Here is a 14,645-nt window from a genome sequence, read left to right as displayed (position 1 = left end):
ATCCGCTGCCCTGCGATCACATGTTCGGGTAGTTCGGTCCGCCGCCGCCCATTGGCGTGGTCCAAGTGATGTTCTGCGACGGATCTTTGATGTCGCAGGTTTTGCAATGCACGCAGTTTTGGAAGTTGATCTGGAAGCGCGGCTCTTTGCCCTCTTCGGCGATCACCTCATACACACCTGCCGGGCAATAGCGCTGCGCGGGTTCGGCATATTCGGGCAGGTTCACCAAAATCGGCACCGAGGCATCCTTCAGCCGCAGATGGGCGGGCTGGTTTTCATCGTGGTTGGTGAAGGAAAACGCCACGTTGGTCAGCCGGTCGAACGACAACACGCCATCGGGCTTGGGGTAGTCGATGGGCGCGAAATCCTTGGCCTTGCCGGTCGCCTTGGCGTCGTTCTTGCCGTGGCGCAGCGTGCCCAGAATGGTCAGGCCAAAGGTATTGGCCCACATATCGGCCCCGCCCAAGGTCAGGCTGGCGATCAGGCCATACTTGGACCAAAGCGGTTTGACGTTGCGGACCTTCTTCAGGTCCTTGCCAATCGAGCCGGTGCGAACGGCCGTCTCGTAATCGTTCAGCTCATCGCTGGCACGTCCCGCCGCGATGGCCTTGGCCGCCGCCTCTGCCGCCGCAATGCCCGACAGCATGGCGTTGTGGTTGCCCTTGATGCGCGGCACGTTCACGAGGCCCGCCGAGCAGCCTAAGAGAGCCACGCCCGGCGCGACCATCTTCGGGATCGACTGCCAGCCACCCTCGGAAATCGCCCGCGCGCCGTAGGCCACGCGCTTGCCGCCCTTCAAGAGTTCCGCCACCATCGAGTGGTGCTTGAAGCGCTGGAATTCCATGTAGGGGTAAAGGTGCGGGTTTTCGTAGTTCAGGTGGACGACGAAGCCGACGTAAACCTGATTGTTCTCGATGTGATAGATGAACGACCCGCCACCTGCGTTCGACCCAAGCGGCCAACCCATCGTGTGGGTGACAGTGCCAAGCTTGTGCTTGGCCGGGTCAATCTCCCAGATTTCTTTCATGCCAAGGCCAAACTTCTGCGGGCACTTGCCGGCCGAGAGGTCATACTTGGCGATCACCTCTTTCGAGAGGCTCCCACGCACGCCTTCTCCGAGGAACACATATTTCCCGGCCAGAACCATGCCCGGCTCATAGGACGGCCCCGGCGTGCCATCGGGGTTGCGGCCAAACTCGCCCGCGACCACGCCGCGCACTTCGCCATTTTCGCCGTAGATCACTTCCGAGCACGCCATGCCCGGGAAAATCTCAACCCCCAATTCCTCAGCCTGTTGGCCAAGCCAGCGGCAGACATTCGCCATCGAGACGATGTAATTGCCGTGGTTGTTCATCAAGGGCGGCATCGGAAAGTTCGGGATGCGCATCTGACCGGCTGGCCCAAGGATATAGAAGTTATCCTCCTGCACCTCGGTCTTGATCGGCGCGCCTTTGTCCCGCCAGTTGGGGATCAGCGCATCAAGGCCCGAAGGGTCCAGAACCGCGCCCGATAGGATATGCGCGCCAACCTCGGATCCCTTTTCCAAGATCACGACTGACAGGTCAGGGTTGATCTGTTTCAACCGGATCGCCGCCGACAGGCCGGACGGCCCCGCGCCCACGATCACAACGTCATATTCCATCGTTTCGCGCACGATTTCGGTCATGGCTTCCTCTTCGGTTCCCGGCTTTTTCGTTGCGCCCGTGTTTGCCCTTTGGGCAGGTCAAGGTCAACCATGACGCAACATCATGTTTTGGTATTGCGGCATGAGGGAAACTTTCTGTCGCGTCCGCTTGGCCCGCCCCGACGCCATAATGCCTATTCGCGCCATTCCCCCTTGCATTTGGTGCGCCTTCGGGGTCTGTTGGGATTGTAGGTTTCTCAAGGTCATGGTCCGCACCCGGGCCGTGGCCTTGTCATTTATGTGAAAAGGCTCATGGAAAAGATCCCGATGACACGCGCCGGCTTCGTCGCACTCGACGAAGAGTTGAAGCATCTGAAAAGCGTGGAACGCCCCGCCATCATCCGCGCCATCGCGGAAGCGCGCGAGCATGGCGATCTGTCGGAAAACGCCGAATACCATTCGGCGCGTGAGAAACAGAGCTTCATCGAAGGCCGCATCAAAGAGCTTGAGGGCCTTTTGTCCCTGGCCGAAGTGATTGATCCGACCCGCCTGTCGGGGGCGATCAAGTTTGGCGCGACGGTCACCATCGTCGACGAGGACAGCGACGAGGAGAAAACCTATCAGATCGTCGGTGAAACCGAGGCAGATATCGAGGCGGGCAAGCTGAACATCCGCTCGCCTTTGGCCCGCGCCCTGATCGGCAAGGACGAGGGCGACTCGGTCGAGGTCAAGACCCCCGGCGGCAATCGCAGTTACGAAATTCTTTCGATCCGCTACATTTAAAGCCCGGGGGAGCGCCCCCGCAACTGCCGACCAAACCAGTGAGTGACGATGCCTGACAAGGACATCCAGCACACCCGAGACCCCGAGACGCGCGGATTCGAACCGCGCCCGGGGGAGCTTGGGCTATATGCGCCCCGTGGGGCCGATCCGCGGCTGTCCTCCACCGAGTGGGTGGCGATTGCTTTGTGTGTGGTCTGGGTATCGGCGGTGGTTGCCTATATCTGGAAAGCCCCGCCCGATGCGGCCCCGCTGGGCCTCGTGCTGACGCTTTTGGTGGTGTTCCTGCCCTTGGCGCTGATCTGGGCGGCGGCAGTGACCCTGCGGTCCGTCCGCAGCCTGCGGCATGAGGCGGCGCGGCTGCAAGCCACGGTGGACGCCATGCGCAGCGCCTATTTGGCGGGCCAGCAGGGCGGCATCAAGCCGTCGGTCGAGCGCAAGATCAACGAGATCGCCCAAACCGCGCGGCAAACTGAAACAGCGCTCGCCACCTTCACCTCGCGGCGCGATACGTCACTGGTGCAGCCCTCGGCGGATCGCAAGGCCACCATGGCCACCCCGCAGCCCGACCCGGCCGCCGAACAGCCCGCGCTGGCGCTTGGCACCCCGGCCGAGGCGCTGCGCCCGCCGCTGTCGAACACCGATTTCATCCGCGCGCTGCAATTCCCCGAAAACCCCGACGACAAGGAAGGCTTCCGTGCGCTGCGCGCCGCGCTGGAAGATCGCAATGTCGCCAAACTGATCCGCGCGGCGCAGGATGTGCTTACACTGCTCAGCCAAGAGGGCATCTATATGGATGACCTCAAGCCCGACCGCGCCCGCCCCGAAATCTGGCGGCGCTTTGCGATGGGTGAACGTGGGCGTGGCATCGCGGCCTTGGGCGGGGTGCGCGACCGCGCATCGTTGGCTTTGGCGGCGGGTCGGCTGCGCGAAGATGCGATCTTTAAGGATGCCGTGCATCACTTCCTGCGCAGCTTTGACAAGGTGTTTCTCGAATTTGAGCAAGGCGCGACCGACAGCGATCTGACCGACCTTGCCGAAACCCGCACGGTGCGGGCTTTCATGCTGTTGGGCCGGGTGACCGGGATTTTTGACTAAACTTGCGCCAGCGGCCCCCCACCCCCGGCCCCTCCCCACGCGGGGGGAGGGGAGGCGCCCTGTTAATCGACATCTCGCCCCTACCTCATAGGAGGATCAGCGGCCCCCTCCCCCTTGTGGGGAGGGATGGGGTGGGGGGCTTTGGTGGGCAGAGCCTTTAGGCGATCAGACCGGCTTCACCATGGTCACCGCCGCGTCAAAGCCGAACACATGGCGCAACGGCCCCAAGGGGGCAGTCTTGATGCCCATATATCCCAAACGCTCATAAAGTGCGCGCGCGCGCCAGTTGGTGTCGATCACATCCAGCCGCACATAGGCATACCCGCGCGCCCGCGCTTCATCTTCGATCGCGGCCATCAGGGCAGACCCCACCCCCAGCCCGCGCGCGGCCGGGGCCACGCAGATGCCGTCCAGCAGGAAGCGGTCGTTGTCCACCTCGCGCGACAACAGCGCCAAAAGCGGCAGACGCCAGGCCAGCCCCGCCAGCCCAAAGACCGCCCGCATGTCGGTCCAGCTGCCCCCCGCAAAGCTGCCCTGCGGCGTCTTGAACCCGGCAAGGCCCAACAGCGCCCCGGTCTCATCGCGCGCCACCAGCGCATGATCGGCCCGCATCACCCGCGCCAAAAACGCATGGGCGCGCGCATCTGGCCCCATGACCCGGCCCAGCTTGCCGCCAAAGGCCTGCCAATAGATCACCGCCGCCTGATCGCGCAGCGAAGGGGGCAGGCCCAAGGAGACGGTGATGCCGCGCGTCATGCCAGCGCCGGCTCCAACGCTGGCCCGTGACCTGCGCCCAGGATCCAGCCCTCTTCGGTGATGACCGCGCCCCCGGGTGTGGCGAAAAGAGGGGCGATGCGCCCGCCCTGCGAAAGCCGCCACAGCGCGCGCGATAAAAGCCGCACCTGCGCCTCATCCTTGATCGGGGCCGGGTCTGCCGCCACGGCACGCGCCAGAAGCGAGGGGTAAACCTCGGCCAGTACCACCCGCGCATCGGCCGGATCAAAAGGCCACACCGCCACGCCCGGCAGCATTGCCAGCCGGTGGATCATCGGCTGCCCCACCAGACCCTGACCGCCTGCCGCACCGGTGGTGTAAAGCTTCCACACCGGCTGGGCGCGCGGCACCACGGTCTCGACCTGCCGCCGCTCGGCCAGCCCAAGGGCCTGATAATTCACCGCCTTGGTCTCGGGCAGGGCGGGCAGGGGCAAGCTGCGCGGTCGGCCCCAAAAGGGACCCGCGCCACCAAGGGAGGCATTGATGCTTGCCGCTGTTTCAAATCGTGAGTTGCGATTGTCGGTCGCATCGCTGAGATGCTGGGCAAGCCAGCCCCAGACCGCGCGGGCAGTCGGCACCCCAGTCACCCGCGCGGCAAAGCCCGCAGGATAGCCCATCGGAAAATCGAACCCGATCAAGAGCCTGCCTTGGGACGCCTCGACAGCCTCGGTCAGATAGGCCTCGGCGCTGGCGCGGCTGCGGAAATAGCGCGTCTCGGTGCCTGCGCTGTCGCTGATCCCTAACCAGATCGCATTGGCCGAAGGCCGCGCGGGGGATACAGACCCGGCCGCCGACCAATCAGCTACGATCACCCGGTCAAAGGGCCTCATCCGGCGGACCCGCGCAAGATGGCCTCGGCGCGCGCCAGATCCTCGGGCGTGTTGAGGTTGTCGAACCCTGATCCTTCGGCAAAGCGCGCCTCGGTCGCGCCATGGGCGGCTACGAAATCCATCACCTTGGGCTTGGCACCAGACATCAGAAACGCGGCCAGAGGCTCGGCCAGTTCCACGGGCCAGAGCGCAAAGGTCGGATGCAACCGTCCGCCCGCCTGTGCCACGGCCAGTCCCTCTGGGGCACTTTCGGCCGCCAGACACAGGCGCGGGCACAGATCACCGGGCAGGAAGGGGCCATCCACCGGGGCCGACAAAATCGCCGTCGCGCCCAAAGGTGCGGCCCACCGCAGCGCCGCCAGAACCCCGGCCAAAGGGCCCGCACCCGGCCCATCAGGCAGCACCGGCAGGCCAAAACGCGCAAAGCGCGCGGCATCACCATTGGCCGAGAGCGCCAGCCGTTCCACCTGCGGCTCCAGCCGCGCGATCACATGGGCAAGCAAGGGCGCACCGGCCAAAGGCTCCATCGCCTTGTCCACCCCGCCCATGCGCTGGCCCTGTCCGCCCGCAAGGATCACCCCAAAGATCCGCATCCGGCCCTTTCCCTTCGCTTACGAAAGCCGTAAGCCCAAGGCACGCGTTCGACAAGCGGATTGCCCCCGGATTGCCCAGACCCACATCTCAGACCCGCAAGGCGTTTTACAAAGGTGCCGCCCACGCGCTGCCTTTCTTTGTGGTTATCGTGCCTTTCGCGATGCTCTTTGGCGTGCTGTCGGCCGAGGCCGGGCTTGGTCCTTGGGAGACGCAGATTTTTTCCGTCGCGGTCTTTGCCGGGGCCAGCCAACTTGCTGCCCTGCAACTGATGCAGGATCAGGCGCCGGTCTTGGTGATCTTGGCCACTGGCCTTGCGGTGAACCTGCGGATGATGATGTATTCGGTCGCACTGACCCCGCATCTGGGGGCTGCGCCCTTTGGGATCCGCGCCCTCATCGCCTATTTCCTTGTGGACCAAAGCTTTGCCCTGTCGCTGGCCGAGTTTGAAAAGAACCGCAGCCTAACGGTGGCTGAGAAGGTGGCCTATTTCTTCGGCACCGTCACGCCGATCACCGCGATCTGGAACATCTCAACGGCTGTCGGCGCGCATCTGGGCCGCGCGGTGCCAGACACATGGGGGCTCGATTTCGCGATGCCCATCACCTTTGTCGGGATGACCGCGGCCATGCTGACCACATTGCCGCATGCGGTGGCCATGGCGGTGTCGGTTGGGGTGACGCTGATGCTCTGGGCCATGCCTTACGGCACTGGGCTTTTGGTCGGCGCGGCGGTGGGCATGGCGGCCGGGGCGATCACCGAAGCGTGGAGGGATCGGGCATGATCGACCGTCCGACCTTTTGGCTGGTGGTCGTGGTGCTTGGCATCGGCACCTATCTGATCCGGCTGTCGTTTCTGGGGCTTCTCGGCAACCGGCCGCTGCCGCTTTGGCTGGTGCGGTCGTTGCGCTACACGGCGGTGGCGGTGCTGCCGGCGCTGGTGGCCCCGGCCGTCCTCTGGCCGCCCGCCACGGCAGGCGCGCTGGATCCCGTGCGCCTTGGTGCTATTGCGGTGACGGTTCTGGCAGGTGTGCTGACCCGCAACATGATTGCCGCCATCGGCGCGGGCGGGGTGACGTTTTATCTCTTACCGGTGGTGCTGGGCGTGGCCTAAGCCGGACCGCCGGGCTTAGTTCCCGTTAATGTTGATCGTCGCCGCGACTTCGACGGGATCAATCAGCAAGACCCCGTGGTTATCATCGGCATCGTCATCGGTGATGACGCGGGTCATCACACCGGGCAATTCGCCAAACTGGTCGGCCAGCCGATTGGGGAAGTAGGTCACCCCTAGGCTTTCGAACCCCGGCACATCGCGCAAGATGGCCGAGATTGAATTGGCGCAATGCGCCTTCGGCACGGCGCCGCGGGCCTTGGCGCGGGCGAGCACCATTTCGGCCACTTGGGGCGATACGGACAGCTTCTGTTCGATCACCCGATAGGTCTCACGCGCATGATAATCGATGTAGAAGGCCACCATCGGGTCGGACATGCCATGGTGCATATCGCCGCGTTCAGGCAGCCGGGGGTGGTTGAAGCTGCCCGCGGGATCAAAGAGCACGCGCTCTGATCCGTTGACCAAAAGCCCCGAATGGGCGCCAGATCCGCTTTGGTTGTTCACCACCGTGAACAGCGTCACCGAGGGCTGGCTGTCATCGACATAACGCGCCGCAAGAATGGCACTGTCCGAGGCATTCGGCGCCGAACTCGTCCCGCCCGCGCCACAGGCAGTCAAGGCAACCAGCGCCACAAAAGCAAATGAGAGGCGCAGCATGGCGGCAGGTCCAATTCTGGCGGGCGACGAAGAACGTTAAACCGATCAGGCGTTCACAAGCGCCATGAAAATCAGAACGCCAATCGCGATGCCGGCGGTCCACATAGCGAGCTTGATAAAGCCCGCAAAGGTCTTTTCATGATCGCGGATGTCCATCGAACCATGTTTGTGTTCGGCCATTTGAAAGCTCCTTCGTATCGCGTTTGCCAGCCTTTAGCCGATTCACCGGGCGCTGTCACGGGGGCAGGTGGCCGCAGAATGGTTTCGTCCGTTGCAGCGGCAGGGCCGCCACGGCAGCCCGAGCGCAAGGCCGCTGCTTAGGCCGACCCGTCCCCTGCCTCGCCCCCTGTCCAGCCGGGCGCGAGGTGAAAACCGATCCGCCGCGCCGGGATTTCCGGCGCCACCTTTGGCACCGCGCGCAAGATCACCGAAAGCTGCGTGACATGCTGCACCAGCTGGGTTTTCATCCCCTCTTCGTCGCGGCCATAAAAGGTCAGGATATCAGGGTCGTAATAGCCCAAGCCCTCGATGCTGACGACACCGGCATCTGATCCGGCAAAGCCCATCGCTACCTCTTCATTGGCGTTTAACTGCGCTTCAAAGTTGCGGATATACTGGACCATCCGCTCATAGGCCCAGCGTGCTGGGCTTTTGTCCTCGGGGGAAAGCGCGGGCTCAAAGGCTGCTACGACCTCAGCCGCCGCCTGTGCCGTCTCGTCCTGCCCCCGCTGAGGCAGCCCGCTGGCCTTGCGCACGGCCTCTGCAAGCTTTGCCTCAGCCTCTGGATCGGTCTTGGTCATCCGACACTCCTGTCTCAACCCGCCCGGCTTACAGGGCAGGGCGCACCCCTTACACGGCCTGCCAAAGCCAAGCACCATCGGCGCGCAGCGAACGGCAAACCTGACCGCGGCGCAAGAGGCAGTTCAGATGCGCCACCGCCTCAACCAGCGCCAACCCATATTCCCCCTCGCCGATCGGGCGCTTGTAAAGCGCGGGAAAACACCCTGCCGCCGTTTGGGGTTCGTGCAGGTGGCCCAGCAACCGCTCCAAAGCCTGATGGTGATTCTCGGCCATCTGCTGCAAGCGAAAGGGCAGACCCGTGAAAGGCAGCTTATGGCCCGGCAGCACCAGCTGATCGTCGCGCGCATGGGGCACAAAACGCGCGGTCGCCTCCAGCCAATCGGTCAAGGGATCGGCCTCGGGCTCGGTCGGATAGACCCCGATATTGGGTGAAATGCCGGGCAAAAGCTGATCGCCGCCGATCACCAACTCGTCCACCTCGCTCCACAGCGTGATGTGGTCTGGCGCATGGCCCTGGCCCAGCCGAACCCGCCAGCGCCGCCCGGCCAGCGTCAGGGTCTCGCCCTCCTCAACCCGGGTGAAGCCCAAGGGCATCGGCGCCACCACATCGGCAAAGTTGAAGGGTCGCTCAGTCGCCCGTTTGGTCAGCATCTCCGGGGTCATCCCCGCGCGGGTGTAGAATTGCATCGACTGCGCCGAAGGCCGGTCCTGCACGTCCAAGGTCAGCATCCGCGCATAAAGCCAGGCGGTGCGGGTGGTCAAAAGCTCGGCCCCGCGGTCCTGAAACCAGCCCACAAGGCCGACATGATCGGGATGATGATGCGTCAGCAGCACCCGCGCCACCGTCTTGCCCGCAAGGGGGCCGGCCAAAGCAGCCTCCCAGATGTCGCGGGTTTTGCGGCTGTTCATGCCGGTGTCGATCAGCGTCCAGCCATCGGCATCGGCCAGCGCATAGACATTCACACGGTCCAAGGCCATCGGCAGCGGCAGGCGCAGCCACAAGACACCCTCGGCCACCTCTACCGCCGCGCCGGGGTCGGGCGGGGTCTCGAACGGAAAACGCAAACTCACGCCTGCAACGCCTGCGGTGTCAGCGCGTAAAGCCCGGCGGCCCCTTCGCGCAACTGCGCCAGATGCGCCGCATGATCGGGCATCAGACGGCGGATATAGACCCGGGCGAGATCGGCGCGCGCCGCCTCGGCCATCGCGGCCTTCAAGTGGAAATGTCCGCCCAAGACCCGCGCAAAGGCGGTCAGATAGGGCACGGCCCCGGCGTTGCGGTCCTCAGGCGATTGGGCGAGCAAAAGCTCCGTCCCCTCGCGCAGCGCCTCGGCGGCGTTCCAGACCGGCGTCGCCAGATCGGGCCACAGGCTGCGCGCCGCCTCAGCCCCGGCCTCGATCTCGTCGATCAGCCGAAGCGCTGCCTCGCCCCCGTCCATCATCTTACGCCCCACCAGATCCATCGCCTGAATGCCGTTGGTGCCCTCATAAATCGTCGTCACCCGCACGTCGCGCAGAAACTGCGCTGCACCCGTGTCTTCGATGAACCCCATGCCGCCATGCACCTGCACGCCCATCTGCGCCACCAGATTGCCCACATCGGTGCCGTAAGCCTTGGCAATCGGCGTCAGAAACCCCGCGCGGGCCAGCCATCCAGCCTCGCCCGTGGCGGTTCCCATGTCGATGGCCACGGCACAGGCCAGCGCAATGGCACGAGCGGCAAAGGTCTCGGCCTTCATCTCGGCCAGCATGCGGCGCACATCGGCATGGTCAACGATCGCCCCCTGCCCAAAGGGCGTGCGGCCCTGCTTGCGCTCCATCGCATAGGCCAGCGCCTGCTGAAACGCGGCCTCGGCAATCGAGACGCCCTGCACTCCAACGCCCAACCTTGCGTTGTTCATCATGGTGAACATGGCGGCCAACCCCTTGTGTGGCGCACCCACAAGCCAGCCCTTGGCGCCCTCATACTGCATCACCGCCGTGGGAGAGCCGTTCAGCCCCAGCTTATGCTCAAGGCTGACGACCTTCACGCCGTTGCGCGCGCCCAAGGTCCCGTCCGCGGCGGGAATGACCTTTGGCACCATGAAGAGGCTGATCCCGCGCGACCCTTCCGCCGCGTCCGGCAGCCGCGCCAATACCAGATGGCAGACGTTTTCGGTGAAATCATTGTCGGCCCATGAGATGTAAATCTTCTGCCCGGTGATCGCATAGGTGCCATCCGCCAAAGGCTCGGCCTTGGTGCGCAAGGCTCCCACATCGCTGCCCGCCTGCGGCTCGGTCAGGTTCATCGTCGCGCACCAGTCACCGGAAATCAGCTTGGGGATGTAAAGCGCCTTGATCTCGTCGCTGGCATGATGCTCCAAGGCTTCGATCTGGCCTTGGGTCATCAAAGGGTTCATCTGCAGCGCAAGGCAGGCCGACCCAAGCATTTCATTGACACAGGATGTCAGCGCCATCGGCAGACCCATGCCGCCATAGGCTGGGCTGGCTGCGATCCCCACCCAACCGCCTGCGGTGATGGCGCGATATCCTTCGGCAAAGCCGGGCGAGGTGCGCACCACTCCGTTTTCCAGACGCGCCGGATGGGTATCGCCCACCCGGTTCAACGGCGCCAACGTCTCTTCGCTCAGCCGCCCGGCCTCAGCCAGAACGGCGGCCACGGTTTCGGGGCTGGCCTCGGCAAAGCGCGGCGTTGCGGCCACTTGGGCAAAGCCTGCCACATGATCCAGCACAAAGCGCAATTCGGTCAGGGGGGCGCGGTAGGGCATGAAAACCTCGGTCGGGTCTGGCGGCTTCTTGGCAAATGGCGTGGGGCCGGGTATGGCCCATGGGCATACCCTAGCCCCTTGGGCCACCCCCGCAACCCCAACGCTGCGTCACGCATGACCCTGACCGAACCCCTTTTGCCCGACGCCTCGGGCCTTGCCCGCGCCGCGCAGATGCTGCGCGACGGCGGGCTTGTCGCCTTTCCGACCGAAACGGTCTACGGGCTTGGGGGCGATGCGCAAAACAACCGGGCGGTGGCCGGGATCTATGAGGCCAAGGGCCGCCCGCGCTTTAACCCTCTCATCGTACATGTCGCCGATCTGGCCATGGCCGAGACCTTCGCCGTGTTCGACGCGCGCGCCCGCACGCTGGCTCAGGCCTTCTGGCCCGGCCCTCTGACCTTGGTGCTGCCCTTGCGTGAGGGGGTAGGCCTCTCACCGCTCGTCACGGCAGAGCTTGACAGCGTTGCCATCCGCATCCCGGCCCATCCGGTGGCCCTTGCGCTGATCCGCGCCTTTGGCGGCCCCTTGGCGGCTCCCTCAGCCAACCCCTCTGGTAAGGTCTCGCCCACCCGCGCCGAGCATGTGGCGCAAGGGCTTTCGGGCCGCATCGGCGCGATCCTTGACGGCGGGCCCTGCGCGGTGGGGGTGGAATCTACGATCCTCGGACTGACTGGTCCTGCAACCCTCTTGCGCCCCGGTGGCATCGCGCTGGAACAGATCGAGGCGCTGATCGGCCCTGTCGCGCTGCACCAAGCCGGTGATCCGCTCACCGCACCGGGCCAACTGGCCAGCCACTATGCCCCCGCCGCGCCCTTGCAGCTTAACTGCGGGCCGGAGCCAGATGCGGTGCATCTTGGCTTTGGCCCCAGCCCCGAAGGGATCGCCCGCGCCATGCTGAACCTGTCGCCTTCGGGCGATTTGACTGAGGCGGCGGCCAACCTGTTTCACAGCCTGCGCGAAGCCGACCGGCTTGCAGGGCCCCGTGGCCGCATCACCGCCGCGCCGATCCCCGACCACGGCTTAGGCCGCGCCATCAATGACCGGCTGTCACGCGCCGCAGCCCCCCGGCCATCGGACGGTTCGGCCTAAGGTTTTGCGCCTTTGGAACTACTCTCGGGGGGAAGCGGGTTTGGTCCTCAAACCCGCGCGGGGGGCGAAGCGCCCCCGTTTGCTTGGCAAAACCGTTAGGCTCAGCCGCCGTTCAGCACTTCTTCTGGCGCGCCCATCGTAAAGCACTGCACACCCTTGGACTGCAGCCGCGCGCAGGCCAGATCGGCCTCGCGCTGGGTCAGGCCCAGCACATTGCCAGTATAGCCCTGATTGCCATGTACGACCTTTCGCAGCCCATGGCCCAAGGTCGGACCCTCGGCGAGCACGGTCTTGGTCAGGAACCGATCTGCCTCATTGTGGCTGTTGAACTGCCCGATCATCACCCCGTAATGCCGCCCACCCGAGGTGGACAACGTCACGACCTCGTTCGCCGCCACCTGCTCGGCCTCGGCGACGGCCAATTCCGCTGTGGTGTCATAAATCGGCGCCGCGCGCTTCTCGGGGCGTGGGGCCATCGCCACCAAAGCCACATTGGATGTCACGGCCGGTGCTGCGGTGACCGACAATGCCACGGCTTGGCCTTCCAGACTGTCAGCCGGCGGTGGCGCGCCTGCCGCTTCGGCCAAGGCCCCCGCAATGCTGTCTTGCATAGAGGCCACAACCTCTTCGGCCGCCTCCCCATATTCGGGCCGCGCCTGCGGCCGCAGTGAGGTCTTTACGGCCAACTGAAGCCGAATGGTCTTAGCCGCGCCGCCCTCAACTTCTGGCAAGGCCTCATCGGCGCTGTTGGCGGCCATCAGGGCTTCATCATCGGCTGGGGCAATCTTGGTCGGCGGCTGTTCCTGCACATTCTTGCCCGCCTTGCGGAAACCCATATCAAGAAGATCGGCCATCTTCGCATTGCGGTCAGCGGTCGATTTGCCGCCGAACACGGTGGCAATGATCCGCACGCCGCCACGTTCGGCGCTGCCGGTCAGGTTAAAGCCCGCCGCGTCGGTGTAGCCGGTCTTGATGCCATCTGCGCCCTTGTAGGCGTCCAGAAACCGACGGTTGGTGTTGTTGACCTGCGCAAGCCCCGCATCGGTCGAGCGGCGCGAGAAGATGTTGTAATACTGGGGGAAATCATAAAACAGATGCCGCCCCAGAACCGACATATCGCGGCTGGTGGACAGATGGCCCTTGGCCGTCAGACCATGGGCATTCTTGAACGTGGTGTCCTTCATGCCCAAAGCGCGCGCCGTCTTGGTCATGCGGGCGGCAAACTTTTCATGGTTTCCGCCGATATGGTCGCCGATCGCGGCGGCCGCGTCATTGGCTGATTTCACGGCTGCAGCGCGGATCAGATAGCGCAGTTGAATCTTCTGCCCCGCCTTCAAACCCAACCGCGACGGCGGTTGTGCAGCAGCATATTTCGACACCGTCACCATCGTATCCAGCGACAGACGACCGCGCTCAATCTCTTCAAACGCGATGTAAAGCGTCATCATTTTGGTGAGTGAGGCCGGGTGCAACCGCGTTTCGGAATTGTCCGAATACAGCGTCTCGCCGGTGCGGGCATCCATCACATGAGCCGAATAGGGCGCGGCCCCAGCGGGCTGCATGCCCCCGCAGGCGCCCAACAGGCCCACTGCCATCACAATAGCGAAATTGCGAACGTACTGCCCCAGAAGGTGCGTCGTAGCCTTGCCGATCATGCTCTGCCTCAATGCCCCCTGTTGCCGGGGGCTTATCTTTATGCTCAAGCCAGAGTAGCACGGGTTTTGAAACCGGAAAACCCCTTAGTTTCAATGGCTTTCACAGGGTTTCTCATGGTTGCAATTTACACGCATCGCGTGCGCCACCACTAGGTCTTGTGGCTTTGTGCCAGCTCAGACACCAAATCGGGCAGGGGGGCCAAGTCGGTTATCTCATGAAATCGCCGGTGGCCGACGGGTGGATCGGCGCGCTCCAGTGCCCATGTCAGCCCATGCGGCACATGTACGCCCCAGCCGCCGACGGCTAGCATCGGCAGCACATCGGATTTCAGCGAGTTGCCCACCATAAGCCCCTGATCCGCCCCTGTGCCGTGGCGGGCAAAGGCGGCGCGATAAATCTCGGGCGTCTTGTCCGACACGATCTCGACCCCGTCGAAGAGATCGCCAAGCCCGGATTGCGCCAATTTGCGTTCCTGATCCAGAAGATCACCCTTTGTGATCAGCACCACCCGATACGCCTCCGCAAGGGCTGTCACTACAGCGCGGGCGTGGGGCAAAAGCTCGACCGGATGCTCTAGCATCTCACGCCCCGCTGCCAGAATTTCCCCGATCACTGCGGCGGGCACCCGGCCTTGCGAGACTTCGATGGCCGTCTCAATCATCGACAGGGTGAAGCCTTTGACGCCAAAGCCATACTGGCCAAGATTGCGCCGTTCGGCCGCCAGCAGCCGGTCATGCAAATGGTCGGCTGGCGAATGATCGGCCAAAAGCTCGGCAAAGCGGTCTTGGGTCAGCCGAAAGAAGGTTTCGTTGTGCCAAAGCGTGTCGTCGGCATCAAACCCGATGGTGGTCAGCATAGTCATCT

16 protein-coding genes are annotated in these 14,645 nt (G+C 64.2%); 5 read left to right on the top strand and 11 right to left on the bottom strand.

Going from position 1 to position 14,645, the window contains the following annotated elements:
• Nucleotides 1-16: 16 nt before the first annotated feature.
• Complete coding sequence (locus tag AC72UB_RS14640; RefSeq protein WP_505190417.1) at nt 17-1,666, bottom strand: electron transfer flavoprotein-ubiquinone oxidoreductase; 1,650 nt, start codon at nt 1,664-1,666, stop codon at nt 17-19.
• A gap of 270 nt (nt 1,667-1,936) precedes the next feature.
• Here AC72UB_RS14640 and greA point away from each other — a divergent pair, with 270 nt between their 5' ends.
• Nucleotides 1,937-2,407, top strand: coding sequence for a transcription elongation factor GreA (gene greA, locus AC72UB_RS14635; RefSeq protein ID WP_463290342.1), 471 nt, complete (start codon nt 1,937-1,939; stop codon nt 2,405-2,407).
• A 48-nt stretch (nt 2,408-2,455) separates the two neighbouring features.
• Nucleotides 2,456-3,502 carry a hypothetical protein gene (locus tag AC72UB_RS14630; protein ID WP_463290343.1) on the top strand — a complete coding sequence of 349 codons (1,047 nt, stop codon included), beginning with the start codon at nt 2,456-2,458 and terminating at the stop codon, nt 3,500-3,502.
• Between the two features lie 165 nt (nt 3,503-3,667).
• On the opposite strand, the gene AC72UB_RS14625 is transcribed toward AC72UB_RS14630, so the two are convergent.
• From AC72UB_RS14625 to mobA, 3 genes are read right to left on the bottom strand one after another with little or no spacing between them, the layout of a single operon-like run.
• On the bottom strand, nt 3,668-4,258 hold the full coding sequence (locus tag AC72UB_RS14625) for a GNAT family N-acetyltransferase (protein WP_505190416.1): 591 nt from the start codon (nt 4,256-4,258) through the stop codon (nt 3,668-3,670).
• Nucleotides 4,255-5,106: a molybdopterin guanine dinucleotide synthesis gene (locus tag AC72UB_RS14620; RefSeq protein WP_505190415.1), complete on the bottom strand. Its 852-nt coding sequence runs from the start codon at nt 5,104-5,106 to the stop codon at nt 4,255-4,257. The genes AC72UB_RS14625 and AC72UB_RS14620 overlap by 4 nt, the downstream gene beginning before the upstream one ends.
• The gene (mobA, locus tag AC72UB_RS14615; RefSeq protein WP_505190414.1) at nt 5,103-5,699 is read right to left on the bottom strand and encodes a molybdenum cofactor guanylyltransferase MobA; all 597 of its coding nucleotides are present in this window, start codon (nt 5,697-5,699) and stop codon (nt 5,103-5,105) included. Before mobA ends, AC72UB_RS14620 begins: the two co-directional genes overlap by 4 nt.
• Before the next feature lie 71 nt (nt 5,700-5,770).
• Between mobA and AC72UB_RS14610 the strand changes: the two genes are divergently transcribed.
• Together AC72UB_RS14610 and AC72UB_RS14605 are read left to right on the top strand one after the other, a co-directional pair.
• Nucleotides 5,771-6,481: an AzlC family ABC transporter permease gene (locus tag AC72UB_RS14610; protein WP_505190413.1), complete on the top strand. Its 711-nt coding sequence runs from the start codon at nt 5,771-5,773 to the stop codon at nt 6,479-6,481.
• Nucleotides 6,478-6,810 (top strand): AzlD domain-containing protein, encoded by a 333-nt coding sequence (locus tag AC72UB_RS14605; RefSeq protein ID WP_505190412.1) that lies wholly within the window; start codon nt 6,478-6,480, stop codon nt 6,808-6,810. Before AC72UB_RS14610 ends, AC72UB_RS14605 begins: the two co-directional genes overlap by 4 nt.
• Before the next feature lie 15 nt (nt 6,811-6,825).
• Here AC72UB_RS14605 and AC72UB_RS14600 read toward each other — a convergent pair whose 3' ends face one another.
• The 5 genes from AC72UB_RS14600 to AC72UB_RS14580 all read right to left on the bottom strand — a co-directional run bounded on the left by AC72UB_RS14600 (nt 6,826) and on the right by AC72UB_RS14580 (nt 11,036).
• Entirely contained in the window at nt 6,826-7,467 is a 642-nt protein-coding gene (locus tag AC72UB_RS14600) for a hypothetical protein (protein ID WP_463290349.1), read from the bottom strand.
• A 45-nt stretch (nt 7,468-7,512) separates the two neighbouring features.
• Entirely contained in the window at nt 7,513-7,647 is a 135-nt protein-coding gene (locus tag AC72UB_RS14595) for an aa3-type cytochrome c oxidase subunit IV (RefSeq protein WP_463290350.1), read from the bottom strand.
• Nucleotides 7,648-7,784: 137 nt separating this feature from the next.
• Nucleotides 7,785-8,267, bottom strand: a complete 483-nt coding sequence (locus AC72UB_RS14590; RefSeq protein WP_505190411.1) for a DUF6173 family protein — start codon at nt 8,265-8,267, stop codon at nt 7,785-7,787.
• A 49-nt stretch (nt 8,268-8,316) separates the two neighbouring features.
• Complete coding sequence (locus tag AC72UB_RS14585) at nt 8,317-9,339, bottom strand: MBL fold metallo-hydrolase (protein ID WP_505190410.1); 1,023 nt, start codon at nt 9,337-9,339, stop codon at nt 8,317-8,319.
• The gene (locus AC72UB_RS14580) at nt 9,336-11,036 is read right to left on the bottom strand and encodes an acyl-CoA dehydrogenase (protein WP_505190409.1); all 1,701 of its coding nucleotides are present in this window, start codon (nt 11,034-11,036) and stop codon (nt 9,336-9,338) included. Before AC72UB_RS14580 ends, AC72UB_RS14585 begins: the two co-directional genes overlap by 4 nt.
• Before the next feature lie 114 nt (nt 11,037-11,150).
• On the opposite strand from AC72UB_RS14580, the gene AC72UB_RS14575 reads away from it, so the two are divergent.
• Nucleotides 11,151-12,125 (top strand): L-threonylcarbamoyladenylate synthase, encoded by a 975-nt coding sequence (locus tag AC72UB_RS14575; protein WP_505190408.1) that lies wholly within the window; start codon nt 11,151-11,153, stop codon nt 12,123-12,125.
• Between the two features lie 101 nt (nt 12,126-12,226).
• On the opposite strand, the gene AC72UB_RS14570 is transcribed toward AC72UB_RS14575, so the two are convergent.
• A complete protein-coding gene (locus AC72UB_RS14570; protein ID WP_505190407.1) occupies nt 12,227-13,780 on the bottom strand; it encodes a D-alanyl-D-alanine carboxypeptidase family protein in 1,554 nt (517 codons plus the stop codon).
• Nucleotides 13,781-13,929: 149 nt separating this feature from the next.
• Nucleotides 13,930-14,643, bottom strand: a complete 714-nt coding sequence (locus AC72UB_RS14565; protein WP_463290356.1) for an HAD family hydrolase — start codon at nt 14,641-14,643, stop codon at nt 13,930-13,932.
• Nucleotides 14,644-14,645: the final 2 nt, after the last annotated feature.

This window comes from Allotabrizicola aquatica (SeqCode) (assembly GCF_965194375.1).
Lineage (GTDB): Bacteria > Pseudomonadota > Alphaproteobacteria > Rhodobacterales > Rhodobacteraceae > Tabrizicola_A > Tabrizicola_A aquatica.
This window is presented reverse-complemented; position numbering and strand designations above follow the sequence as displayed.